Source organism: Polyangium jinanense (assembly GCF_028435265.1).
GTDB classification, from domain to species: Bacteria; Myxococcota_A; Polyangia; order Polyangiales; family Polyangiaceae; genus Polyangium; species Polyangium jinanense.
The window spans coordinates 213,004-238,261 of the sequence record NZ_JAGTJK010000001.1 but is presented as its reverse complement, the minus strand read 5'-3'; the positions used below and the strand labels follow the sequence as shown (position 1 = coordinate 238,261).

The following is a 25,258-nucleotide window of genomic DNA, read 5'->3' as shown; positions in this document are numbered from 1 at the left end:
TTACTTCGGCGAATTGCAGGCGCCGCTCGCCGGAGCGGACACGTTGTTGTCGGTACGGCACTCGGTCCAGGCCGGGTGCGGCACGCTCGTGTCGTCGACGACGGCGTAGATTGGCGCGGCCCCGTTCGTGACATCGCCCGGCGCACCGGGGAGCGGGAGCAGGACGGACTCGGACTCCGCCGCATAAAGCACCTTCGAGGTCGTGCCCTGCCCGAGGAGCTCGCCATTGGGGTGGTTTCCCTTGTAAAACCCGACGACGACGCCCGCGGGCAAGGACGCCTCGCCCACGTTGCGCACGACCGCGACGAGCCCGTAAGGCCCGACGCAGACGGGCGCGAGCGAGACGACGGCATCCGGCGCGGCGAACTCGCTGCCCGGCTGCTTGTTCTGGCGGAAATTGTTGAGGCCGGGCTGGAGGTAGTTCGGCAATTCCTTCGTGGGGATCGTCCCGTCCTCCTCGACGTTCGTGATATGGTAGGCGTGCTCGTTCCACACCCGCCGCGTGCGCACCCACTTGCCCGAGGTGTCGCCGAAGATCCGCACGCCCGATTGCGCGATGCTCACGCCGTCGTCGCATTGCAAGCTCGCGCTCGCCTGCCCGTAGGCGTTCGACACGGCCACGATGTCGGCGTGCCCGTCGTTGTCCACGTCCGCCACGACGGGATTCTCGATCAAGGTCGCGGTCGTGTTGCAACGCTCCCAGAGCACGTTCCCCGTCGGCCCCTCGTACACGCGAAGGCGCTGCTGATCCGAATACACGACCTCTGCCTTGCCGTCGCCGTCGAAATCGAACACCGTGCTGCCCGTCGAGGCGCTCGAGCAATCGGACGTCTGCTTGATCCACAAGAACGCCTCGCTCCCGGGCACGGCCGCGTCGACGAGCTTCTTGCCGTCGAGCACCGCATACCCCACGCCGCCCGCCATCGCCACGTCCGGCGTCCCATCCCCATTGAAATCGGCAATCGTGGGCGGTCCACCGCCGTGCGTGTTGCCCCAGCTCCCCGCGGGGCAGAGCGAGGGCGAGAGCGTGCCATTGATGTCGAGCGCGGGACGCACGATCGTGAACTTGCCCGGCGCCGCCGCGTCGTACCGCCACACGACGAGCGCGTGGTTCAGGTTGTCGACGACGACCACCTCGGGTTTGCCGTCGGCGTCAAAATCGGCGACCGCCGGCCAGGGGCTCTTCCAGTCCTGCGTCGCGTAGAAGTTGCTCTGGTTCGCCGTGCCCGTGTCGAGCAGCAGCATGCCAGCCGCGTCGAAGACCTGGCTGCCCGTCACGATGTCGAGCACGCCGTCGCCCGTCACGTCGCTCACGACGAACGAGCTCGAGAGCTCCGCCGAGAACGAGGCCTTCACCGCGCCCGTCACGCCGTCGAGGATACCGCCCTCGACCACGACCTCCACCGTGCCGTCGCCGTCGAGGTCCGCGACCGTGGGCATGAAGCAACGCATCGGCGCCGTCGCCCAGAGCAGGCTCCCGTCACCCTTCAGCGCACGCACGCCCGCGTCCGCGCCCTCGGCGCACGCGACGACCTCGTTGCCCGCCGCGCCGTCGATGTTGCCCGCCGCGAGCTGCTTCGTCGGGTGAATGCCGGCCGCAGCCCACTTCTCCACGACCTGCCCGCCCACGACGCTGATCGCGTGCAGCATCCCAGCACCCTGGTAGGCGCCGCCCGTGAAGGTCGCGAACACGATCTCCGGGATGTCCTTGGCCGTGACCTTCCCGTCGCAGTCGTCGTCGTCAAGCTCGATCACGATCGGCGACATCATCACGTCCGTCGAGAAGGGCGCCGAGAGCTGTCCGCCCCAGGCGAACTTGAGCTCGGGCGCGAACGTCGACGCCGCGGGCTTGTATTGGCAGGACTCGAGGCACGTGAGCGGATCCCCCGGCTTCGGCGGGGGCATGCCCGGCGCGCACGTCGGCGGCTTCGGCAGACACTTGCCCGAAGGCACCTGCGCCCCGCCCATGCACCCCGCGTCCACGCCGCCGTCCATGCCCTGCGGATCGCCGAGCGAGAGCTCGCAATACTCGCCGGCCGCGCAGTCGCCCGACTCGGCGCAGCTCGCCCCCGGCGTCACGCACTTCTGGAACGAGCAGACCTCGCCCCCGCCGCAACACGCCTCGCCGCACGCGAGCTCCACCGCGCAGCACACGCCGCCCGCGCAGACGCCGCCGTCACACGCCTCGCCGGTCGGGCAGCTCCCCGCGTCGAACAGCGTGTCGTCGCCGCCCGTCCCCGACGACGACCCACCCATGCCGCCGGTCCCGGTCGTGCTGCCCGAGCCCGCCGCGCCCGTTCCGCCCGAGGACGACGATCCTCCGCCACCGCACCCTTGACCCAGCGCCGCGAGCAGCGTCGCGGCCGATGAAGAAAGCACCAGGAACGCAAACCGTCGTCGCATCCCTGGAGGAATGGCACTGGGACGCACGGGCGTGAAGGCCAAATCTCTGACACGCCCCCTTCCAGGCTCCGGCGATGCCCGAGATCTGCGTCGGGGTTCGCTTGACCAACCTCATCCCCCCATCCTAGGCTCGTGGTCCCGGATCGTCGGGGGGAACTCCATGCCTCAAGCCGAGCGGATCAGAACCGCCCTTTTCGTCGATTTCGACAACATTTACCTCGGGCTCCATCGGGTCGATCCGGAAGCGGCAGAGGTCTTCGCCACCGAACCAACGCGCTGGCTGGCGTGGATGGAGCGGGGCCTCATCGGCAAGTCGCAGAGCGACAGCGAGCCGGGGCACACGCCCCTCTCCGTGCTCGTCCGCAAGTGCTACTTGAACCCGAAGACGTTCCACAAGTACCGGCCGTACTTCACCCGCGCCGCGTTCGAGGTCGTCGATTGTCCGCCCCTCACGTCGCTGGGCAAGACGAGCTCCGACATCCGCATGGTGATGGACATCCTCGACACGCTCGGCCACCCGACGCGCTTCGACAAGTTCGTCATCATGTCCGGCGACGCCGACTTCACGCCCGTATTGCTGAGGCTCCGCGCACACGACCGGCGCACCGTGGTCGTGGCCGTCGGGTATGCGGCCTCGGCGTACATCGCCGCGTGTGATCGGCTCATCACGGAGGACCGGTTCATCGAGGATACGCTGCGCGTCCCGGGCGAGGGCGAAGGGTTCGAGCCGCCGGCGATCTCGCCGCCGCAGCGCGACCGGTCGTTCTCGATGTTCCCCTCGGCCTCGATCATGCCCCCGCCGGCCTCGCTGCCCGCGGGCGACGCGGGCGCGGAGCTACTCTCGCAGATGGCGGCGGCCGTCGTGGGCGCCGCGCGCGCGGGCGGAAGCCTGCCCGCCGCGAGTCTGCCGCGTGTCTACCGCCGCTTCCACGAGTTCTCCGCGGCGAGCGACTGGCTCGGCTTCAAGAGCCTGCGCGCCCTCACCGAGGAACTGTGTCGGCGCGACGTACGCCTGCGCATCGTCGACGACGAGGCCGAGAGCTGGCGCGTCACGACCGACCTCCCGCCTGCGCCTTCGCTCGCCGTGCCCACGGCGCCCACGCAGGGCCTCGTCCCGCCGCCGCCGTCGGTGCCCATGCCGATGTCGAGCCCAGCGCCGAGCATCCCCCTGCCGCCGAACCCGAACCCGAACATCCAGCTCTCGACCGTGATCGAGCCCTCGCCCGACACGCTCGCGCGACCCTCGGATCTACGCGCCGAGATCGTCCGTGTCCTGCGCGATTACGTGTCGAGCTCGCCGCGCCCCGTGACCATGGCCTCGGCCTCGCAGGAGGTCATCCGGCGGCTCGGCAACGTGGTCGTCGACAGCCGCTGGGCCGGGACCGGGAGCTTCAAGGATCTCTTGCTCCACGCGAGTGATCCCGGCTTCGTCGTGCACACGGCGAGCCCGGGCCACCTCTTCGATCCCACGCGGCACGAGCCTCCGGAGGCCGAGAGCGAGGACTGGCCGCCGCCCTCGCGCGACGAGTTCGGCGTGCTCCGGCGCGTGCACGAGATCACGGGCGTGCCCGTCCTCCGGCCGCCGGAGTTCGGCCTGCTCTTCCGGACGATCGCGGACATCCTCGGCCGGAGTTCCTTCCAGGTCACGGCGACCTCGAAATCGGTGCGGGATGCTCTGCTCGCCGAGGGCCATTCCGTGTCGCGATCGGCGGTGACGTTCGTCCTGCGTGGCATCATGTACGGCGGGCTGCCGCTGCACGAGGCGCCCAAACCCTGGGGCGCGCGCCTGCTCGCCGAGGCGTTCCAGCGCAACGTGCTGGCGATGTGCGAGGACGCCGAGCTGAACCTCTCCACGGCGGAGCGCGCGGCGATCGAGCGCTGGCTCATCGGCGCCATCGAGGAAGTGCCCGCCGTGGAGACGACCGACGTGAGCGGGACGGCGCACGAAGCCAAAGCCTGAACCTCGACTCGAAAGGAGCGTTTGCCATGGGCCTCGCTGAAGACCTTCTCCTCGCGCTCGACAAGAAGAGGCCGAGGCCCCGCGCGTTCCGGCCGAACCCTTACCTCGAAGGCAATTTCGCGCCTGTGGGCCGGGAGAGTGATGCGCCGTCGCTCGAGGTCCTCCGGGGCGAGGTCCCGCGTGATCTCCGCGGCACCCTTTATCGCATGAGCCCCGGCCCCCGGTTCGAGCCGCCGAACCCGGACCTGTATCATTGGTTCGACGGCGACGGGATGATCGACGCGTTCGTGATCGAGGGCGGCCGCGTCTCCCACAAGAATCGCTGGGTCCGCACGGAAAAACTGGCCCTCGAAGAGCGCGCCGGGCATGCGCTCTTCGGCGGGATCCGCGACCTCGCGCTCTCCACGACGATCGAAGGCTGGCTCGCGCTCGGCTTCTCCGGGACGGAGCTCATCACCCTGCAGGCGCAGGCGCTCCTCGGCAAAGGGCCGAGCGAAGAGCAATTCGAGCGCATCTTGCGCGCCGTCGACCGCAGCAACACGAGCATCCAGAGAATGGCCGGCCGGCTGCTCTCGCTCGTCGAGGGCTCACCCGCGCACGAGATCGACCCGGTCACCCTCGCGACGAAAGGCCGCTTCGATTTCGGCGGTACCGTGCGTTCCGGCAAGGGCGGCATGGTTGCGCACCCCAAAATCGAGCCGGGCACGGAGACGATTTATACGTTCGGCTACTGGGGCGGCCGCGGCGGGCTCACGTATCACGTGTTCGAAAAGGACGGCGCTGTGCGGCTCTCGCGCGACATCGAGGCGCCCTTCCCCGCCATGATGCACGATTTCAGCGTGACCGAGACGCGCGCCGTCTTTTATCACCTGCCGGCCGTGCTCCACATGGACGACATGAAGAGCCCGAACTCGGTCCGCTGGCAGCCCTCGCGCGGCGCGCGGATCGGCGTGGTTTTACGGGACGACCCCGCGGCGCCCGTGCGCTGGTACGAAATCCCGCCCTGCTACGTGTTCCATCCGATGAACGCGTTCGATGACGGGAATGCGGTCGTCCTCGACATCGTCCGTTACTCCCGCTTGCCGCTCTTCGATCCGGGCGGCGAGACGATGAACCCGCACATCGAGGAATACCCGCCGGGGCTGCTCGTGCGACTTCGGCTCGACCTCGACACCGGCAGGATCAGCGAGACGATCCTCGATGACGCGCCCTGCGAGTTCCCCGTGGTCAACCCGCGCTTCGCGACGCGCCGCCATCGGTATGGCTGGGTCGCGGCGCGGATCGCCCCGACGTGCGGCCGCGGCATCATGAACGCGATCGGCCGCGTCGATTTCGAGACCGGCGAGGTGCGATATCGCAACCTCGGCCGATCGACCTACACGAACGAGGCGCTTTTCGTCCCGCGCACGGAAACCGCGCCCGAGGGCGATGGGTACCTGATCACCACGGTCTACCACGCCGACGAGGCCGCGAGTGACCTCTTGATCCTCGACGCGACGAACCTCGACGCCGAACCTGTCGCCGTCGTCCGCGCCCGCCAGCGCGTCCCCTTCGGCTTTCACGGCACGTGGGTGCCCGCCTCGGACTGATCAGGCGAGCGCGCCCCAGAGCTCGCAGAGCTCTTCGGTCGAAAGCTCGTGCCGATAGTCGTCCGGGTCTTTCCCCTTCCCCGCCTCGAACGCCCGCACCCACCGCGCGGCCGTGGCCGCACCCACCCGGGTGATCTGGACAATCTCCTCGTCGGAAAAACCTTTCTGGTGCAGCCGGACGACGAGGTGGGGCCGCCCCTTTTTCGTCCGCGCCGGCTCGGTCGTGAATCGATACGGCCGCCCGAGAAAGGCCCGCCGTTCGGGCGTCGCGCCCTTCTTCAAGGTCAAACCCACCCGCGGCGAATCGAAGACCTCCGCCGCGCCGCCCCGGGGATCCTCGTGTGCGAGATACAGCGGCGAACCCTGCCGCGGATCGATCGACCCCTCGAACGAGCCCGCGAGCGCCGCGACGCTCTCCTTGCCGGTCCGCAAAAGCACGTGATCGACACACGTGCACGAACCTTCGATCAACGTCCCGCTCGCCGGGTCCACGATGCTGCGAATCAGAATGCCGATGTACGTATCGGGCTTTCGCCCCATCGCGATGTCGACGCCTTTGTACGTCCCGCCCTTGTACGTCCCGCCTTGCCGATGAAAATACCAGACCCCCGCGTTGACCTGGATCGGATCTCGATGCGCGAAAGGATCCTGATGCCCTGGGCCGTACCAATAAAACTCGATTTCGGCCAGGCGATGAGGTGTTCCGGCAATAAAAAGCGTCGCGTGATTGAGCAGGACGTGCGCCGCCCGGCGAAAGGCCTTTGCGTGCTCTGCGTCCGAGGCGCCCGGCCCGGGCAGCATCGACGCGAGGACGGGCGTGAGCGGGGCCGGGCTCGGCATGTCACGTCCTCGGGCTCGACCGCCCCTGGCCTTGGCCCGCTTTCGCGGCGTGCCGGCGCCGCCGCCCCTCCGCCGCCGCCCGCATGCCCGCCCGGAGGTCCCCATACGTCACGAGCGCGCCGAAATCGACCCCGAGGTCCACAATCGTGCGCGCCACGTCCGGAGATACCCCCACGAGCGCGGTCTCCGTGCCGAGCAGGCCCGCCGCGCGCGTGGCCCGGAGGAGCTGCTCGGCCACGGATGCGTCGATCGAAGGCACCCCCGTGATGTCGATGAGCACCGTCTCGGCCTGGTGATGCTGGATTCCCGCGAGCAGCGCCTCCATGAAATGCTGCCCCCGCGCCTCGTCCATCTGCCCCACGAGTGGCGCCACGAGCACGCCCTGCGAAAGCGGCAGGAGCGGCGTCGAGAGCTGCCGGACGAGCTGCATCAACTTCGTCTGCGTCTCCAGCAACACGAGCTCGCGCCGCTTCGCGTCCTCGGCCGATTTCCGGTCCGTGATGTCCTCGCTCATTCCGATCAGGAAGAGCGGCTGCCCCGCCTCGTCGTACAGCGGGATCTTGCGGGTATGGCAAACGCGCATGCCCACGCCGCGGATCGGGACCTCTTCCGCGGGAATGTCCACGATGACACGGCCCTCGAAGACGGCCCGGTCCGCCTCGACGAACCCGTCGGCGATCTCCTTGGAAAAAATGTCGTAATCGGTGTACCCGATCCAGCCGACCGGCGACGAGAAGCGCTCCTCCATGTATTTGTTGATGTGGACGTACCGGAGCGCCTTCGCCTCCTTGATGAAGATCATCATCGGGATGTTGTCGAGAATCGAGTCGAGGAACTGCGACGTGCTGCGGAGCGATTGCTCGGTCTCCCGCTGCTTCGTGACGTCCTCGAAGATCGAGCCCACGCATTGCCCCGAGAGCGGGAAGGCCTTGATCGCCCAGGAGACGTCCTTGCCCGTCCTCGCGTCCGTCACCGTGTAATCGATGTCGACCGTCTTCTTCTCGTGGACCACCTCGACGTATCGGTCGATGAGCCCCTTTTGCCGCGGGACACTGCTGACCTCGTCGAGCAGTTTTCCCACGAACTTCGCCGTGGGCCTTTGCGTGAGCTGCTCGGCGGCGGGATTGCCGTACACGCAGCGCAGCGCCGCCTCGTCGCCTTTTGATTCTTCGAGCCGGTAGACGTAAAGCCCGAGCTGCATGGCCTCGACCACCTCGGCGCAGCGTGCGCGATGCTCCTCCTCGGCCGTACGCAGGCGCACCCGCACGAGCGCGCCGCGGCCGCCGTCGACCGCACACGCAATCGCAAGCAGCGAGCTTCCCGGGGCCCCGAGGTCGAGCTCGAGCCGCTCGCGCGCCCCCGCGAGCACGTCCTCGATCCCCCGCGCGGCCGCGAGCGCCGCGCCGTCGAGCACGCTCGTCGGCAGGAGCCGAAACGCGCCGTGACGCTCGAAGAACGGGAGAAAACGCGTGCCCTCCTCGGAGGCGAACAGGCGGTCCATGCGCGGGTTCGTGAGGCGAACGCGGCCGCGGCCGTCGACGAGTGCCGTCGCGTCGTCGAGGACCGACAGCAGGAGATCCGGGTGGATCGAGAACGAGGCTGGCGCTCCGTCGGGGGTTGCCATGACTTTACCGGGGACGATAACACGACCCGGCAAGTTGGGCGACGGCGCGCAAGGAGCGGGCACGGCTCGGACGAGGGTGCCCGCACTTCTGCGTCATCTTCCTGTCACGGAACGACGAACACCGCGCCGTTCATGCCGAGCGTCGCGTGCGGCACGCAGTAGAAGGGATACGTCCCCGGGTCCACCATCCCGAAGTCCTTCATGGTGCCCGAGTCCGTCACCGTGGCGAACGGGCCGCTCGCGGTGGGCGTCGCCGTGCCGTTCACGACCACGCCGCCCTGCAGCGGATGGGTGCTGAAGTTGCTCGAGAACGTCACGGTCGACCCCGCCTTCACCTTGATGCACTTCGGGCTGTAGGCCAGGCCGCTGGACGTAATCGACGTCGCCCCCTGGGCGGTGAGATCCACCGCCGACGCGGGCGTGCAACCATTGACGCTGGCCACGCACTGGCCGCCGTTGCAGATGCCGCTCTGGCATTCGTTATCGGCCGTGCAAGCGTCGCCATTGCACTTCGGGCAGGTCCCGCCGCAATCAACGCCCGTCTCGCCGCCGTTCTGGATGCCGTCGTTGCACGTCGCGGGAGCCACGCACTGGTTTCCGACGCACGTGGAGCCGCTCATGCAATCGCCGTCGACGTTGCACTCGACGCACGCGCCCGTGGCGCTGCAGACCTTGCCGCCGGACTCCATGCACGTGGTCCCCTCCGCCAGGGGGGTATACAGGGGCGAACCATTGTCACAGGTATCGGTCGTGCAGGACTTGCTGTCGTCCGGGAGGTCCAGGTCGTCGTTCTCGACCGTCGCGGCGCCGCTACCGTCGCAGACGTGCTTCTTGCAGTCGCCGGCCGTTTCCCCCGAGGTCGGCGTGCCGGCCATCTTGGGTTCCGCGCCGCACATGCCATTCGAGCACGCCGCCTGCTCGCACTCGTTCGGCGGGGTCGGACAATCGGCCGGCGTGAGGCAGACGTTGGTCATGCCACCGGTGCCGCCCATTCCACCAACGCCGCCCATTCCACCGGCGCCACCAGCACCACCCATGCCGCCGACGCCCATTCCACCGGCACCGCCCATTCCACCGGCACCGCCCATTCCACCAACGCCGCCCATTCCACCGGCGCCGCCCATTCCACCAACGCCGCCCGTGCCGCCGGTCCCGCCACCGACACCGCCCATGCCGCCGGTCCCGCCGCCGACGCCGCCCATGCCGCCGGTCCCGCCGCCGACGCCGCCCATGCCGCCGGTCCCGCCACCGACGCCGCCCATGCCGCCGGTCCCGCCACCGACGCCGCCCATGCCGCCGGTCCCGCCGCCCGTGCCTCCCGGGCCCCCCTGGTCGATCTGGGATCGATCGACGGTCGCGATGAGCTCGCAGCCCGAAGCGAAAGAAACGAGCCCCGCGACGGCAAGCACGGCGCCGGTCAGGATCTTTGCGTTCTGCATCTTCATGAGGTGCCTCGAAGGGTAAAAGTCATCCGAACGGCCACCGAGCGGCCTCGGCGGCAACGCAATTGACAAACTTTTACGCGCCTGTCAAGAGTGTTGCGCGGCGTAACGTTGCAGCTCCCACGGTCCGCACGCCGCGGCGATTTTTCTTCAATCGGTGGATCTGCAATCCGCCGCGCACCCATCGAGGTCGACGACATTTCCGTCGTCGCACACCTCCCCCGCATCGAGGATTTTATCGCCACACGCTGGAATCGTGCAATCGAGCCGACACGCCGAGGGGACGTCGCGCGCCACGATCCGGGCCGTGGTGGTGCGATCGAGCACGATCGTCTCGCCACTCCCGTCCACCCATTCCCAGCGATCGATCCCCTGAAGGAAGCTCGGCACGACGTCGATCACCCACGCGCCCGGCGATAGCAGGCCGGAGAGCGCGCCGCCATCCGTGTTACCGTCGAACTGAAAGTCCCCGCGCGCCGTCGTCGCGTCGAGCAGCGAGAATTCGGCCTTGGTGTCGTCGGAGACCGCGACGAACGTGCCCGTGGGCAAGCCGAAAAACGACATCTCGACGCGCGCCTCGGGCTGGATCTCTCCGTTCACATTCTTGTCCACGCCGTGGATCGTGACAAGCCCGAGCAGGCCGTTCGGCGTGATGTCGCGATACAGGAAAAGCTTGCTCGCCCCGCGTTCCTCGAACCCCGTGTGCGCGCTGGCCGAGCCGTAGTCGTAGAACGAGACGAGCGGCATGGGCCGCGTGACGGGCAGGACGGGCCGCGCGAGCGCGCCTTGCAGCAGCAAAAAAGCCGGGCTGTCGGCGTTCGCCGCGCCCGCGTCGCAGGCCTCCACGCCCGCCTGCACGAAGCCGTCGCCGCATGTCGCCGGCAAGCAGCGCGAGGGGCAATCGTCCGTGTCGATGCCATTGCCGTCGTCGCAGACCTCCCCCGGCTCGACGATGCCATTGCCGCAGCTCGGCAGCGCGCAGCTCGCCGTGCAGCCGTCGCCGGAGACCTGGTTTCCGTCGTCGCAGGCCTCGACGAAGGCCCGGACGATGCCGTCGCCGCAGCGCGCGAGGGCGCAGCCGGGGACGCAGGCGTCGACAGCGACGTCGTTGTGATCGTCGCAGGCTTCGCCCGGATCGACGAGCCCATCGCCGCAAAAAGGATCACGCCGCTCGGCCTCCGGGCCAAAAAGCGTGCTTCGCGCGCCACACGCGGCGGCGAGGCCGAGGAGCGCGCCGACAGCGAGGCCACGTGCGTGCATGCGAGCGACCCTACCACGATCGCTCCGCCTCTTGCCGCGCGCGCGGCGCTCCGATAAAGCTTTTCCTCGTGGGTGGACCCAAGCCTCGCCTTCGTTTGGCCCTGGCGATCACGATCGCTTCGCCTCTCGCTTGCTCGTCGCCCAAGGACACGCCCGACGCCTCGGCGCCCGCGCCTTCGGCCTCGCAAGCCGTCGCACCGCCCCCGAGCAGCGCCGCGCCCGCGCAGCCGTTGCCATTGTCGCCGGCCGAACGACAAGGCGGCGTGATCGCGCGGAGCCGACAGGGCGATGCGCTCTTCGTGGCGGACGAGGATCACAAGGTTCTCCGCCGAATCCCGCTCCCGCTCGCGCCGGGCGCGTCCGCGACCGAGCTGCAGCTCCCCGGCGCGCCGGCCCAGGTCCTGCCGATCGACGGCGCCGTGCTCGTGACGATCCGCGATCCGGGCCTGCTCCTCGTGCTGAAGCCCGACGCGTCGGGCGCGCTCACCGAGGCGAGCCGCGTGGCATTGCCCGCGGACGCGTGGGGCCTCGCGGCGACGGCGGATGCGCGTCATGCGTTCGTGACGAGCGCCTGGATGCATACGGTCTCGAAGGTCGATCTCGCGGCCGGGAAGGTCGTGTGGTCGGCGGACGTCGCGCGCGAGCCGCGGGGCATCGCCGTGCTCGGGACGGGCGAGATCCTCGTGAGCCACCTCGTGGGCGCGGACGTGACGCACATCGGGGAAGCTTCGGGCGCGCCGGTCGTGAAGACGATCGGCGTGATGCCTTCGCCCGTGCGCGCGCCGTCGGGCAAGAAGCTCCATGCGTCGCTCGGGTATTCGCTCGTGACCTCGCCCGACGAGGGCCGGCTCTTCGTGGCGCGGCACGCGGTGGGCGCGCTCGCGCGGCGCTCGTGGTTCGGGCAGCCGACGGTGGACGTCGTGCTCCTGCCCGGGAAAAACGGCCGCGCCGCGCCGGAGCAGCTCGCCGCGACGCACGTGGGCGGGCTGCCTGCGCAAAAGAGCCGGGTCGCGGATCTGACCATGACCGCGGATACGCCGGTATCGATTCCGGGCCGTGACAAGGGCCCATTCACGCAGCCACGCGCGATGGTCTACCGCGCGAAATCCGACACGCTGCTCGTCGCGGGCGAGGGCGACGACGTGGTCGCCGAGCTCGACGCGATCGCGCTCGATCCGACGCTCGCGATCGTGCGTATCTTCCAGGTGGGCCAGAAATACGACCCGGGATACGGCGCCGCGAGCGAATGCGGCGCGCCCTCGGGCATCACGCTCTCGGCCGACGAGGACACGGCGTACGTCTTTTGCCGCTCGACCTACGACGTGGTCGCGATCGACCTCGCCGCAAAGGCGCCCGTTGATCCCATCGTGCGTGACCGACAAACCCTCGTGCACCTCGCCGACGACACGCTCTCGGCCGAGGCGCAGAAAGGGCGACGGCTCTTCTACAACGCGACGGATCCCATTCTGAGCGGCGGCCTCGGCTGCGCGGGTTGTCACCCCGATGGGCGCGACGACGGGCACGTCTGGCACGAGGCGACGTTCGACACGATCGACGGGCTGCACACGAACTTCGTGGGCGTGTACGAAAATGTCCCCGATCTCGCGAAGACAAAAGGTTTTCCGCGACGAACCCCGATGCTCGCGGGCCTCGTGAACGCGGCGGGACCTTATGGCTGGCACGGCGAGAGCCCGGACCTCGGCGCGCGCATCACGGCCGGCATGGGCCTGCATCGCTGGGGCGGCATGCCGCAGAACATCGGCGGCGCCGCCGTCGGGCGCGCCTCGCTCGTCGCCGCGTTCGTGCGCGAGGGCCTCGTCCCGCCCCCGCGGGAAAACCGCGAGCTCACGGAAAAGGAAAAACGCGGGCGCGAGCTCTTCACCAGCGACGCCACGAAATGCGCCCGCTGCCACGTGCCGGCGAGCCATTATACGGATCGCACGCCGTATCCGCTGAAACGGCTGCCGCCCGTGAGCGGCTTCGACGACGAGTCGAAGCAGGAGTTCAAGACGCCCTCACTTCGGTTCGTCGCCGGAAGGGCGCCTTATTTCCACGACGGCCGTATCTCGACGCTGGAAAAACTCGTCGAGCTGAACGGCGATCGCATGGGCAACACGAGCCAGCTTTCCGCCGAGGACCGCGAGGCCCTCGTCGCCTTCCTGAAGACCTTATGAGCCGCGCCCGGACCCTCGCCGCCCTCACCTTCCTCCTGCTCTTGCCGGCCGCCAAGGCCGATCCTCCGGGAAACGAGGAGGAAAAGCCGATCGATTTCGAGCCGATTCCCATCGAGGAAGGCACGCCGAAGCCGCCCACGCCGGCCGAATGGCAAAACGCGACGCGCGTGCGCATCACCCGCAAGGGCCCGCGCGCCGAGCATTGCCGGGCGTGGCGGGCGCGGGGCTGGCTCAAAGTCCATTGCGACGCCCAGACCACCGCGGCCTCGCTCGTCGGCGGCACGAACCGGGGCGTCGCGCTCTGGATGCCCGAGCCGAAGGAGGGCGTTCCCGCGCCCCAGGCGGGCCAGGTGATGTTCCCGATCAAACCAGGTGATCGGCGGATCTTCGAGCTGTTTTCGTTCGGCGAGACCTACGGCGGCTCCATGGTCTCCCCGGGGCTCATCCTGCAAGAGCACTGGATCGAGGGGGAGCCAGCGCCGATTCTCGTGCTGCGCTGACAAACGTATTTCTTTTCGTCGTCGGAGGATGGTTACCATGAAGGCTCTTCGTTGGCTCACGTTCGGCACGGCGTTTCTCGGCTTTGGCCTCGCGGCCGCGTTCGGCTGCGGCGGCGCGCAGGAGGGCGGCGACGTAAAGGAGCCGGGCGCGGGCGCAACGGACGCAAAACCCGCCGAGACGGCTGCGAAGGCCGACCCGCCGCCGAAAAGCGACCCTGAGCCCGCGAAGATGGCGGAAGCAACGCCCGAACCCGCGAAGACCGCCGACGCCAAGCCGCCCGAGCCCCCGAAAGCGCCGCCGAGCCCGTGCCCCGAGGGCATGGCGTTCATCAAGGGCGGGTCGTACAAGATGGGCTTTCTGAAGAACGAGGCGAAGATCGCCGATTTCTGCTTCGACAAGACGGAGGCCACGGCGAAGGACTACGAGGCGTGCGTCGCGTCGAAGAAATGCAACGACGCGTTCGCGACCTGCGCGCCCGAGGCGACGTACAAGAAGGCCGGCAAGGAAGATCATCCGATGGTCTGTGTCGATTTCCAGCAGGCGATCGATTACTGCACGGCGCAAGGAAAACGTCTGCCCTCGGACGAGGAGTGGGAGTGGGCGGCGCGCGGCGGCGAGGAGGGGCGCGCGTATCCCTGGGGCAACGAGGCGCCGAAGGATCAGCTCTGCTGGTCGGGTGGGAAAGAGGGGCTCTTGAAAGGCACGTGTCCGGTCGCGGCGCACCCGACCGGCGCGAGCAAGGACGGCCTGCTCGGAATGGCGGGCAACGTCTTCGAATGGACGACGAGCGCGCAGGACGCGAAGACGAAGGACCGCGTGGGCCGCGGCGCGAGCTGGCGCGACGGCATTCCCAACATGTTCCGCGTGGAGCGGCCGGGCCGGTTCCAGGTGACGTACCGGTGCGGATTCCTCGGCATTCGCTGCGCGACGACGGCAGGCAAATAGGAGCGGCCATGGGGGGCCTCCTGTTCGTCCTGCCGCCCGCGCTCGGACGCGCCAAGGCAGAGGCGCGCGCCGAGCTCATCCGGGCCGCGCTGGAGCAGAAGCTCGGCGAGAGCGTGGAGACCCACGTGGCCGCGAATTACGCTGATATCGAGGAGCGTACGGCCTCCGGCGAGGCGCAGCTCGTCTGGGCGCCGGCCGGCGTGACCGCGAAGCTGCCCGCGGCCCGCGCGGTCCTGACGATCGTACGCGAAGGACAAACCAATTACCGGTCCGCGATCGTGGCCCGGAAGAACGCGAGCTTGCGGCTCGCGGCGCTCGTGGGGACGAAGGCGGCGTGGGTGGATCCGCTCTCGGCCGGAGGGTATTTGCTGGCGATCGCGAAGCTGCGGGCCGAGGGGATCGATCCGGCGAAGACGTTCGCGTCGCAGATCTTCCTCGGCTCGCATCGGGCCGCGGTGGAGGCGGTGCTCCACGAGACGGCCGACGTCACGGCCGTCTCGTCGCACAAGATGGACGCGGCCAGCATGGCGGAGAAGCTCCGCTGGTATGCGGGGCCCGCCGGGGACAAACTCACGGCGATTGCTTTCACGGAGAGCTGCCTGAACGACGCGATCGTGCTGCCCGCCTCGCTCTCGGAGGCGAAAGCCATTGCGCTCGCGCAGAAGCTCGTGCCGACGACGCCGAGCGAGATCGCGCGGTCGCGGCTGCTTTCGGCGCTGGAGGCCGAGGGGCTCGTGCAGACGCCCCTCGAAGAGTATCACCGCCTCGCGCCGCTCTTGACGCCGCCGCCGGCCGAGGACCGGATCACGTTGACCCCGCCGTCACGGTCGTCCCGGCCCTCGTGGCATTGAGCTACCAGCGGCCCTGCTGCACGCGGCCGATCATTTCGTAGGGATATCCGGGCTCGAAGGCGCTGGCCTCGTCGAGCCGCTTCATTTCCTCGGCGGAGAGCGCGAGCTCCGCGCCGGCGAGGCAAGCGTCGAGCTGTTCCAGGGTGCGCGCGCCGAAGATGGCGCTCGTGACCGCGGGCTTGTGGATGAGCCACGCGAGCGCGACCGCGGCCTTCGTGGCATTGCGCTCCTGAGCGACGGCGGTGACCGCGTCGAGAATGCGCCAGTTGCGCGGGGTGTCGAAGCCCGCGAGCTGGCTCTTCCACTTGTCGAGCCGCGCGCCTCCGGGCGGGGGCTGGTTTTTCTGATACTTGCCAGTGAGGAACCCGCCCGCGAGCGGCGACCACGGCAAGATGCCGAGCCCGAATTTCTTGCAAAGCGGCACGTGCTCGCGCTCGAGCTCGCGCGAGACGAGGCTGTATTGCATTTGCAGAGACACGAACGAGCTGAGATGCGAGGCGCGGCTCGTCCAGAGGCTATCGGTGAGCCGGTACGCCGCGTAATTGCTGGCGCCGATGTAGAGGACTTTGCCTTGGCGCACGAGGTCGTCGAGCGCGCGGAGCGTCTCTTCCTCGGGCGTGTCGTTGTCCTGCATGTGAATCTGGTAGAGGTCGATTCGATCGGTGCGCAGGCGGCGGAGGCTGTCCTCGACGCAGCGCATGATGCGATACCGCGAGGCGCCCGTGCCGTTCGGGCCGTCGCCCATACGAAAGCGGAATTTCGTGGCGAGGACCGTGCGCTCGCGGTGCTTGCCCTGCACGAGCCAGCTCCCGACGACGCGCTCGGACAGGCCCTCCTGCCCGTAAACGTCGGCCGTGTCGATGAAGTTCACGCCGCGATCGAGGGAGCGGCTCATGATCGCGTGGGCCGTGGGCTCGTCACAGCCCACCTTGTGCATGAACGATTTCTCGTCGGCCTCGCCGAACGTCATGGCGCCGAGGCAAAGGGTGGAGACCTTGACGCCGCTATTTCCGAGGGTGCGGTATTCCATGCGGTCCTCTCGCTTGGTTTGACGGGCGGTCCGAGTCTAGCCGCGAAGGCGCCGCTGTCGACCCCGCCGGCGTCGTGGTAACCTCGGTCCATGGCGCGGCAACCTCGGCTCTCGGTCTTGCGGATCCTCTGGTTCGCGATGCTCCTCGCCACGATGCTCTACGCCGGCATCGCATTCTCGGGCATCTTCAAGCCGAAGGGCGCGCCCCTGGACCCCATGATGCCGCTCGTGTTCGGGCTCCTGTCGATTGTGCTCACGATCGTGAGCTTCGCCCTGCCGCGCACGATCTACACGAGCGCGGCGCGAAACGTCGAGGTGGAGACTCGCGAGGAGGCGCTGCCGGACGCGTTCTCGGCGCGATATCGCGAAGCGATCGGGAAGCGCACGGTGTTCGCCGATCCGCAGGCGGCGACGGCCAAGGCTTACTCCGTGTTCATGACGCCGTTCATCCTCTCGCTCGCGCTCTCCGAGGCCATCGCGCTCTTCGGGATGGTCCTCGCCGCGCTCGGCTTCGAAAAGATGGTCGCCGCGCCGTTCTTTGCGGCGGGCGCCGTGCTGATCGCGGTCCGCTTCCCTTCGGAGCGGAAGATCCTCGGCGCGTTCGTGGCGGCGCGGGGCGTATCGTTCCCCTCCTCCGCTTCGTAGCGCCTGCGGGTCATTGACGCGCGCCCCCCGCGCGGGTTACCTGCGGGAATCATGAAACGTCGATTCTCCCGCTCTCGGCTGTCCCTCGTCTCGATCCTCGTCCCCGTCGCGCTCACCTCGGGCTGCGCGGCCGGAGGCAATACGACGTCGAGCTCGAGCAACGGCCAGGGCGGCGACGGCGGCGAGGCGGGCTGGGGCGGGCCCGGCGGAATGGGCGGAAGCGGCGGCATCGGCGGAATGGGCGGCGCGGGCGGCAGCGGTGGCGCGGGTGGCACCGGCGGAATGGGCGGAATGGGCGGCGCGGGCGGCAGTGGCGGCGCGAGCGTGTGTACGCCCGGGGAACTCGACGCGTGTTATTCGGGCCCGCCGGGCACTCAGATCGTGGGCTTGTGCAAAGCGGGGCTCAAGACGTGCCTCGACGACGGGAGCGGATATGGCCCGTGTGTCGGCGAGGTCGTGCCCATGCCCGAGTCGTGCCAGACGATGGGCGACGACGATTGCGACGGGCTCTCGAACGAGGAGGGCTGCGCTTGCACCCCCGGCGCGACGGCGCCTTGTTACACGGGGCCAATGGGCACGCTCGACAAGGGGGCGTGCAAGGCGGGCACGCAGACGTGTAATGCCGAGGGCACGGCATACGGGGCCTGCGTGGGGCAGGTCTTGCCCGCGACGGAGACGTGCCTTTCCCCGGAGGACGAGGACTGCGACGGGCTCGTCAACGAGAGCGGCACGGGCTGCGTCTGCGCCCCGGGTTCCACCACGGCTTGTTATACCGGGCCGGGCGGAACGCTGGGCGTCGGTATCTGCAAGGCGGGCACGCAGACGTGTAATGCCGAGGGGTCGGCGTACGGGCCGTGCGTGGGCGAGGTCTTGCCCCAGGCCGAGAATTGCATGACGCCCGCGGACGAGAGCTGCACGGGGCTCGTGGGCGACATGTGCGCCGCGACGGGGTGGATCCGGTCGTTTGGCGATCCGTTCGATCAGGACATCATTGACATCGCCACGGACGCGCAGGGCAACGTGATCGTCGTGGGACAGTTCGTCGGGACGATTGATCTCGGCGGCGGGCCGCTCACGACGCCGAACACGGTGCACGACATCCTCGTGGCCAAATACGACGCGCAGGGCAATCACGTCTGGAGCCGTCGATTCGGCGCGAACGGCACGGACGGGGCGCGCGGTGTGGCCGTCGACAGCACGGGAAACATCGTGGTGACGGGGGTTTTCCAATCGACGGTCGATTTCGGCGGCGGGCCGCACGTGAGCGTGAGTGGAACGAGCGACGTGTTCGTGCTGAAGCTCTCGTCCGCGGGCGCGTTCGTGTGGAGCCGGGCGTACGGGGCCGCAGGCGGGGACGAGGGCTCGGCGGTGGCCGTGGATCCGGCGGGCAACGTGATCGTCGTGGGGCATTATCGCAACACCGTCGATTTCGGCGGCGGCGCGATGACGGCCGCGGGGCTCGACGATCATTTCGTGCTGAAGCTCGATCCCGCCGGGCTCCACGTCTGGAGCCGGAGCTACGGCGACGCGACCACCCAGGGGATGCGAGGCGTCGCCACGGACGCGGCCGGCGACGTGTATTTCACGGGCTTCATGGAGGGGACGGTCCATTTCGGCGGAGGGGACCTCATCAGCTTGGGCGGTCAGGACGCGGTGCTGGTCAAGCTCACGGCGGCGGGGCAACATCAATGGAGCCGCCGCCTCGGTGGAATCGGCACGCAGATCGGCAATGGCGTCACCGTGGACGGCGCGGGCAACGTGATCGTGATCGGCGCGGCCGCGGGCACGGTCGATTACGGCGGCGGAGACCTGACGAGCGCGGGCAGCAACGACATCTTCGTCGCGAAGTACGCCGGCACGGGCGTGTTCCAGTGGGCCAAACTCTTCGGCGACACCGGCGACCAGGTCGGATTCGCCGTCGCGACGGACGCGCAAAACAACGTCGTGCTCGCGGGCCGGATGACGGGCTCGGTGAATTTCGGCGGCGCCTCGCCGCTCGCGAGCCTGGGCGGCAACGACGCGTTCGTCGTGAAGCTCGACGCGCTGGGCGCGTACGTCTCGGGCCGGCGCGGCGGGGACAACCTCGAACAATGGGGCCGCTCTACGGCCGTGGACGGGTCGGGCAACGTGTTCGTCGGGGGGCGATTCCAGGGCACGCTGGACCTCGGAACCGGCTTCGTGTCGAGTGCCGGCGCCAATGATGCGTACGTGGCGAAGCTCTTGCCCTGACCGTGCCGGAGGCGCTCAAGATACCCCTTCGGCCCGGAGCGCGTCGATGAGGCGCGCATATTCCTCGGGGTCATTGTAGATCTGCGCCGAGATACGGAGAACCCTGCCGCGGGGGGGCGGAAAAGGGATCACGGGGACCTCGATGCCGTGGCGCGAAAAGAGGGCTTCCTGCAAAGGGTCGAGGAAGAGCGGAGGCGCGGCCGGGGCGCCTCCGGCGTCCGGCAGACGGATAGCGGCGAGCGAGCCGATCATGGATGCAGGCGCGGGCGGAGGCGTGCCGAGGGCCGCGCACAAGCGTTCCCGCGCGGCCAGGGCCGTCTGCCGGTTGTGCTCGGCGAGGGCCGGCGCGCCGCCCGGCAGGAGCGACGCGAGGAAACGAATCGCCTCGGGGAGCACGAGATACGGCGTGGGATCGTGCGTGCCGGTCCAGTCGAATTCGAGCCGGAAGCGCGACAGATCCGTCCGGGGGCTGTTCGCGCCATGGCTGATCGAGAGCGGGCGGATCTGCGCCTGTTTGTCAGGGCGCACGTGGAGGAACGCCGTTCCCTTGGGCGCGCACATCCATTTGTGACAGTTGCCGGTGTAATAGGCGGCGCCGAGCGCGCGGAGGTCGAGCGGGACCATGCCGGGGGCGTGGGCGCCGTCGACGAGGGTATCGATGCCGCGGCGGGCGAGCTCGGGGACGAGGTGCTCGACGGGAAACACGAGTCCGGTCTGGCTCGTGACATGGTCGACGAGCGCGAGGCGGGTGCGCGGCCCCGTGCAATCGAGGACGGCCCGGACGACGTCGTCGGGGGATGCGAGGGGGAAAGGAACGGCGGCGACGACCACGCGGGCCCCGGCGCGCGCGGCCACGAACTCGAGAGCATTGCGGCAGGCGTTGTATTCGTGGTTCGTCGCAACGAGCTCGTCGCCGGGGCGGAGGTCGAGCGAGCGAAGGACGGTATTGACGCCGGCCGTCGCATTGGGGACGAACGCGAGGTCCGCGGCGCCCGCGCCGACGAAATCCGCGAGGGCGTGCAGGGCGGCATCGAGGAGCGGCTCGAGCTCGCGGACGAAAAACCGAACGGGCTCGCGCTCCATCTGCGCGCGGAACCGATCCTGCGCCTCGCGGACGCGAAGCGGGCAGGCGCCGAAGGAGCCGTGATTGAGGAAGGTGATGGTGGGGTCGAGATCCCAGAGCGGCCGTACGCGGGCGGCGTGGGACGGAGGGTATTCGTGCAGGGTCATCCGGTGCGGCGGTTCAGCGGGGGAGGAGGAACAGGATGCTACCGCCGATGATGAGCGCGTACAGGCCGAGGAGGACGACGGTCATCATGCCGACGAACGCCCAGAACTCGCGCTGGCGCTCGATCGCGGTCGCGATGAAATCGAGGCGCCCGTCGGTCGCGATGACCTGATTGATGCTGTCGCGATACCGGAAGAGGCGCGAGCCCACGACGGCGTAGAGAATGGCGAGGATGAGGTACACGATGAAGGCGATGGCCCCGTAGTCGCCGATCGCGCGCGACGTCGAGGTCGAGGTCATCGTGTAAAGGCCGAAGACCACGAGCCCGACGGCGCCGATGTAGCTCAACGTCCCGAACAGGCTGATCCAGGGCCGCGTCTTCTGGAGCGAATAGACGATCGCGTCGATCGACGGATCGTGCGGGGCGTCGTCTTCGGCCGCCTTCTTTTTCTTGGGCCGCTTCGTGGTCTTCGTTTCCTTGGGCGCTTCGTACGGATTCAGCTCGTCCTCGTTCGACACGATCTCCTCCCCTATTTCGACAAGATCTCCTCGACCTCGCGCTGCCATTTCGCGCCGAGCTCGGGATGAATCATGCGCACGTAGGCCGCGTATCCGCGGAGCCACGCCGGAAAGTCGGGGTTTCCGCGGGCCTGGGAGGCCACGCCGTGGCGGCGGCAGTTGTTGAGGATGGCCTTGAACCGGCGGCGCTCCTCGCGCGGGATGGACGGCTTCTGGTCGACGACGAGCCCCGTCACGCGCTGGCGATTGCCCTTGCGCATGATCCGGCGCTTCTTGACGTTCTCCGCAAACCCCTCCTGCTGGAGGATCGCATTGACCCACCAGAGAAACCGCCCGAGGCGCGCGGGCGGGTCGCGGAAGGAGAACGTGAGGTCGTCGGCATAACGGGTATACGTCGCGCCGGTCTTCTTGGCGAGGGCGTCGAGGCGCGCGTCGAGGCGGCGGCAGACGAGGTTCGCGAGGGCCGGCGAGGTGGGCGCGCCCTGGGGCAATGCGCCCGGCCAAACCACGGTGCCATCCGGCAGCTTGGCCCGATGGGTCGTGAGGCCGGCGAGCGCGACGGCGACCTCCTCGTCGTAATGGCGCCGAAAGAATCCGACGACGCGGCGGTAATGGACCGTGGGGAAGAAGTCCTCGATGTCGACGCGCACGACGACGGCGGCGCCGACGTGGGGGGTCGCATTGGTGAGCGTGGAGCGCTCCTCGATGAAGCCGTGGGCCGCGGGGTGCGCGGGGATCTTGGCGAGGATCTCGCGCAGGATGGCGCGCTGGACGCCCTTCAAACGGACGCGGGGGGCCGAAATCTTCCGAAGTCCGCCGGTGCGCTTGGGGATCTCGAATTCGACGTAGCCGCTCCCCTTGCCGGTGCCGGGGCGCATGAGGGCGGGCAGCTCGCCGGGTTTGACGCCGACGAGCTTGGCCACGCCGGCGCGGGAGCTCAGCTTGGGGACGTCGACCTGCGGCGGGGTCTTGGTCGGGGCTGCGCCGCGGCGGAAGACATACCGGGCGCGAAAGAGCCCGAAGGTCCAGCCCGTGGAATTCCAGCCCCCGGGCGCAATCGGGTTCGCGAACCGCGAAGGCGAGGCGCGCCGATCGGGCGGCGCGACATCCGCGAGGCCGAGCGTCTTGACGGCGGCGCGCGCGGCATGCGCGACGGCGTTGTCGGCGTCCTTGACCATGCGGCGGAGGTGCTGCGCCGCGTTCCCCCGGGCAAAGATGAGCGGGACGATCCGGACACCACGCAGCCGCTCGCGCGGATCCTCGCTGCAAAGGAGCTTGCCGACAGGCCCGACGAAGGCGCGACCCGCGTAGAAGCGCGCGACTTCGTACTCCGCGAGGCCCTGATGTCGCTCGAGCAGCTCGGCGACGCGCTCGAAGTTCGCGTCGGGATCGGCGAGCAAGGGCTTGAGCTCGAGGAGGAGGCCGACAAGGCTCATGGCGGCGCATCCTACCAGGGATGAGGGGAGGTTTTTAAGGGGGAATGGAGGCGGTGTGCGCTCAGCGTCCGCGGGTGCGGCGCTGCGGGGACTTGCGGGCGGGGCTCTTTCGGGTGGGCTTCGGCTCGGCGGGGGTATCGGAGCCGAGGACTTCGGCGAGCGTGGAGGCGGTGAGGATCCGGTCCGTCATGCGGTCGAGCGCCTCGATCGAGGCCGCATCGAGGGCTTCCATGACGGTGGCGGGGAGCTCGCCAAAGCGGAGCTTGAGCTGGCGCGCGAGAACGTCGCGACGGCCCTCGCGTTTGCCCCGCTCGATCCCCCGCTCGATCCCCTTCTGCTCCAGCCGCTCGCCAGCGTGGAAGATCTGATCGAACACGCTGTCGCCCACGGCTTTCCGCACCGCCATGACTACCTCGTCCTCCTCTCGCCTGCCGACCTTTCGAAGATACATCATCACCGCCGCGATCGCAGCATCCCCGTTCGGTGCGCCCACCACCTGTGCCGGAGCGCCTCTGCCCACCGGCCGAGCCCTGCGAAAAGCTCCTCCGGATCGCGCGCGTGACGGAAGAGGTACAGGACCAACCGACCAAGCACCGTCATCGCCCGCCGCGACAGCTCGGCGTCATCCACGCGGCTGATGTCGTCCAGCACGAACTCGAACCGAGGTACGTGCGCGAGCACGGAAAGGCCCGCTGCGTCGACGTCCACCAGATCCTCGAACCGCCGTGCCGCGCGCCAGCCCGTCTTGCTGTGGTGCAAGACGACCGGGACGATGACCGGCAACTTCTTCGCCCGCGGGTGTTCGTCCCGGTAGGAGCGCCAGATCCGCACCATGTACTCGAGCAGCCGCAAGAGCAGCCACGTATCCACGTAACTCTGGTGCTCCCAGAGCACGTAGATCAATGCATCGCGGCCCGCGATCCTGGCGGAGAACAGCAGATCACTCCGGTGCCCGTCGAGCTCCGGGTCCACGAAATGCCCCGGCGCGAGCACGAGCGTCGAAAAGTCGACCTTCTCGGCGAGCGCCGCCGGGAGCATCGACCGCAGCGCCGGGGCCGCGTGCTCCGGATTCGAGAAGACGTACTGGAAGAGCGCGTCGTGCGGGTTGTCGGTCATGCACCGACAACCGAGCGTACCTGGAAAAACCTAGACGTCCAGCCGATGCTGGGAGCTCGGTGCCATTCAGAGGCAGATCGATATCGAACTCAGTTTGACAAGACGCCTCCAGGACACCCCCCTCCCCCTCCAGGACACCGACCCCCGCCTCCAGGACACCGACCCACCCCTCCAGGACAGCAGGACGCCCCCTCCCCTGTCCTGCCCGAACGCAAAATTCCTGCTCGACCCATTGCAGCCTGGCAGATGGTGATGATCCCCAGCGTTCACTCATTTCGGAGGCGGGCTCATCCTCCTCCATCGACCGGGGCGCTGCCGGCCGCGTTTGGATCGTCTGCGCCCCAGGGAGCTCTACATCATGTCGAAGCCGAGCACCGATTTCGTGCGGTGGTCCGAGGTCGTTCGTTCGATGAACGTGGACGCCGAGGCATTGCCCCAGTCGCCCGTGCCCTTGCACGTGCTCTTCGGGGAGGCCGTGGACGTCGCGCGGTTCTTCGAGAAGTATTACAAGACGCAGGTCGGCGAGGGAGGCGTGGTCCTCCGGCGCGGGCTCGATTCCGTGGCAGGTCGCGGGAAAGGGAAAGGGGCGCGGAGGATCGGGCCGAAGACGGGCAAGGAGATCCTGTCGATCCAGCGCGCCGCGCAGGAAGCGCAGACGCGGTATCTGCTCACGGTCGATTCGGCAAAGCCCGACGAGGATCCGCTCGAGCGGGGGCTGTTTTTGCTCAGTGAGATCAAGGCCGCGCTCACGTACCATTTCGATGATGGAGTGACGGACGCGGCCGACGCGCAGCTCGCGCGGGTCAGCGCAGCGCACGAGGCAGATCCGCGCTCTGCCGATGCCGTCGCGGCCGCGCTCGCAGATCATGCGGCGCTCGCGGCTACGTACGAGAAGGAGCTCGACGGGTTCGGGGGATTCTCGGCAGCCTACATCGGCGAGGCGAAAAAAGTGGCGGCAGCGCTACGAGAAAAGCCCGCGCGCGTGGCCACGAGCGAGGCGACGAGGGACGCGATTTTGCTGCGGAATCAGCTCGTAGCGCTGCTCCTCGAGCGAATCGCAATCGTGCGGGCAGCGGCGCGGTTCGTGTTCCGCGATCGACCGGAGATCGTGCGAGAGGCGACGAGCGAGTACGCGCGCAAGCGGCGTGCGGAGGCGCGGCGCACCAAGGAAAGCCCCGCGGAGACGGCGGGCGGCTGATCCGGACGAGGAAAAAAGGCTCCCGGAGACCTCGCCACTTGCTCGGCAGAGGCGTGCACAAGACCTACAGCTGAAAGCTGTATCGCCCCGCAGGGCGGTCTCGTGACGCATCGTTCTTTCATGGGGTACAGGTCGCAGCCGCGACGTGACATCGCGGGTGATAGCTGGCTGCTCGTGTCCCCGGGAGCCGCACCCATGGGAACATATTTTCCCGATGCAGGGAAGCCCCGAAAGAAAACCGCTCACGGGAGGCGCCGCCACCTGCTCG

Annotated in this window: 20 protein-coding genes; 9 read left to right on the top strand and 11 right to left on the bottom strand. The window is 68.7% G+C overall.

Translation table 11 applies throughout. The features are described 5' to 3' along the window. Positions 1-2,403, bottom strand: coding sequence for an FG-GAP repeat domain-containing protein (locus tag KEG38_RS01030; RefSeq protein WP_272417066.1), 2,403 nt, complete (start codon positions 2,401-2,403; stop codon positions 1-3). A 160-nt stretch (positions 2,404-2,563) separates the two neighbouring features. On the opposite strand from KEG38_RS01030, the gene KEG38_RS01025 reads away from it, so the two are divergent. Further along, complete coding sequence (locus KEG38_RS01025; protein ID WP_272417065.1) at positions 2,564-4,363, top strand: NYN domain-containing protein; 1,800 nt, start codon at positions 2,564-2,566, stop codon at positions 4,361-4,363. Positions 4,364-4,389: 26 nt separating this feature from the next. Continuing rightward, positions 4,390-5,952 (top strand): carotenoid oxygenase family protein, encoded by a 1,563-nt coding sequence (locus tag KEG38_RS01020; protein ID WP_272417064.1) that lies wholly within the window; start codon positions 4,390-4,392, stop codon positions 5,950-5,952. On the opposite strand, the gene KEG38_RS01015 is transcribed toward KEG38_RS01020, so the two are convergent. The 4 genes from KEG38_RS01015 to KEG38_RS01000 form a co-directional block, all read right to left on the bottom strand. Beyond that, positions 5,953-6,792, bottom strand: a complete 840-nt coding sequence (locus tag KEG38_RS01015) for a helix-turn-helix domain-containing protein (protein WP_272417063.1) — start codon at positions 6,790-6,792, stop codon at positions 5,953-5,955. Between the two features lies 1 nt (position 6,793). Beyond that, positions 6,794-8,416: a PAS domain-containing protein gene (locus tag KEG38_RS01010; RefSeq protein ID WP_272417062.1), complete on the bottom strand. Its 1,623-nt coding sequence runs from the start codon at positions 8,414-8,416 to the stop codon at positions 6,794-6,796. Positions 8,417-8,520: 104 nt separating this feature from the next. Further along, positions 8,521-9,861: a plastocyanin/azurin family copper-binding protein gene (locus tag KEG38_RS01005; RefSeq protein WP_272417061.1), complete on the bottom strand. Its 1,341-nt coding sequence runs from the start codon at positions 9,859-9,861 to the stop codon at positions 8,521-8,523. Between the two features lie 147 nt (positions 9,862-10,008). Further along, positions 10,009-11,118 (bottom strand): DUF4215 domain-containing protein, encoded by a 1,110-nt coding sequence (locus KEG38_RS01000; protein ID WP_272417060.1) that lies wholly within the window; start codon positions 11,116-11,118, stop codon positions 10,009-10,011. A gap of 68 nt (positions 11,119-11,186) precedes the next feature. Here KEG38_RS01000 and KEG38_RS55355 point away from each other — a divergent pair, with 68 nt between their 5' ends. From KEG38_RS55355 to KEG38_RS00980, 4 genes are read left to right on the top strand one after another with little or no spacing between them, the layout of a single operon-like run. Beyond that, complete coding sequence (locus KEG38_RS55355; protein WP_272417059.1) at positions 11,187-13,292, top strand: c-type cytochrome; 2,106 nt, start codon at positions 11,187-11,189, stop codon at positions 13,290-13,292. Next, positions 13,289-13,792: a hypothetical protein gene (locus KEG38_RS00990; protein ID WP_272417058.1), complete on the top strand. Its 504-nt coding sequence runs from the start codon at positions 13,289-13,291 to the stop codon at positions 13,790-13,792. Before KEG38_RS55355 ends, KEG38_RS00990 begins: the two co-directional genes overlap by 4 nt. Positions 13,793-13,829: 37 nt before the next feature. Further along, positions 13,830-14,738 (top strand): formylglycine-generating enzyme family protein, encoded by a 909-nt coding sequence (locus tag KEG38_RS00985; protein WP_272417057.1) that lies wholly within the window; start codon positions 13,830-13,832, stop codon positions 14,736-14,738. Between the two features lie 8 nt (positions 14,739-14,746). Then, positions 14,747-15,589, top strand: a complete 843-nt coding sequence (locus tag KEG38_RS00980) for a phosphate/phosphite/phosphonate ABC transporter substrate-binding protein (RefSeq protein ID WP_272417056.1) — start codon at positions 14,747-14,749, stop codon at positions 15,587-15,589. Between the two features lies 1 nt (position 15,590). Here the strand turns inward: KEG38_RS00980 and KEG38_RS00975 are convergent, their stop codons facing one another. After that, positions 15,591-16,619 carry an aldo/keto reductase gene (locus tag KEG38_RS00975; RefSeq protein WP_272417055.1) on the bottom strand — a complete coding sequence of 343 codons (1,029 nt, stop codon included), beginning with the start codon at positions 16,617-16,619 and terminating at the stop codon, positions 15,591-15,593. A gap of 90 nt (positions 16,620-16,709) precedes the next feature. Between KEG38_RS00975 and KEG38_RS00970 the strand changes: the two genes are divergently transcribed. Continuing rightward, entirely contained in the window at positions 16,710-17,264 is a 555-nt protein-coding gene (locus tag KEG38_RS00970; RefSeq protein WP_272417054.1) for a hypothetical protein, read from the top strand. A gap of 51 nt (positions 17,265-17,315) precedes the next feature. Beyond that, positions 17,316-19,493 carry an SBBP repeat-containing protein gene (locus tag KEG38_RS00965; protein WP_272417053.1) on the top strand — a complete coding sequence of 726 codons (2,178 nt, stop codon included), beginning with the start codon at positions 17,316-17,318 and terminating at the stop codon, positions 19,491-19,493. Positions 19,494-19,508: 15 nt separating this feature from the next. On the opposite strand, the gene KEG38_RS00960 is transcribed toward KEG38_RS00965, so the two are convergent. From KEG38_RS00960 to KEG38_RS00940, 5 genes are all read right to left on the bottom strand, one after another. After that, positions 19,509-20,723, bottom strand: a complete 1,215-nt coding sequence (locus KEG38_RS00960) for an aminotransferase class V-fold PLP-dependent enzyme (RefSeq protein WP_272417052.1) — start codon at positions 20,721-20,723, stop codon at positions 19,509-19,511. Between the two features lie 13 nt (positions 20,724-20,736). Next, on the bottom strand, positions 20,737-21,240 hold the full coding sequence (locus KEG38_RS00955; RefSeq protein ID WP_272417051.1) for a hypothetical protein: 504 nt from the start codon (positions 21,238-21,240) through the stop codon (positions 20,737-20,739). 11 nt (positions 21,241-21,251) lie between these two features. Further along, complete coding sequence (locus tag KEG38_RS00950; RefSeq protein ID WP_272417050.1) at positions 21,252-22,676, bottom strand: reverse transcriptase family protein; 1,425 nt, start codon at positions 22,674-22,676, stop codon at positions 21,252-21,254. Between the two features lie 61 nt (positions 22,677-22,737). Beyond that, entirely contained in the window at positions 22,738-23,082 is a 345-nt protein-coding gene (locus KEG38_RS00945; protein ID WP_272417049.1) for a DUF4351 domain-containing protein, read from the bottom strand. Positions 23,083-23,129: 47 nt separating this feature from the next. After that, positions 23,130-23,792 carry an Rpn family recombination-promoting nuclease/putative transposase gene (locus KEG38_RS00940; protein ID WP_272417048.1) on the bottom strand — a complete coding sequence of 221 codons (663 nt, stop codon included), beginning with the start codon at positions 23,790-23,792 and terminating at the stop codon, positions 23,130-23,132. Between the two features lie 358 nt (positions 23,793-24,150). Here KEG38_RS00940 and KEG38_RS00935 point away from each other — a divergent pair, with 358 nt between their 5' ends. Further along, the gene (locus KEG38_RS00935; protein ID WP_272417047.1) at positions 24,151-24,990 is read left to right on the top strand and encodes a hypothetical protein; all 840 of its coding nucleotides are present in this window, start codon (positions 24,151-24,153) and stop codon (positions 24,988-24,990) included. Positions 24,991-25,258: the final 268 nt, after the last annotated feature.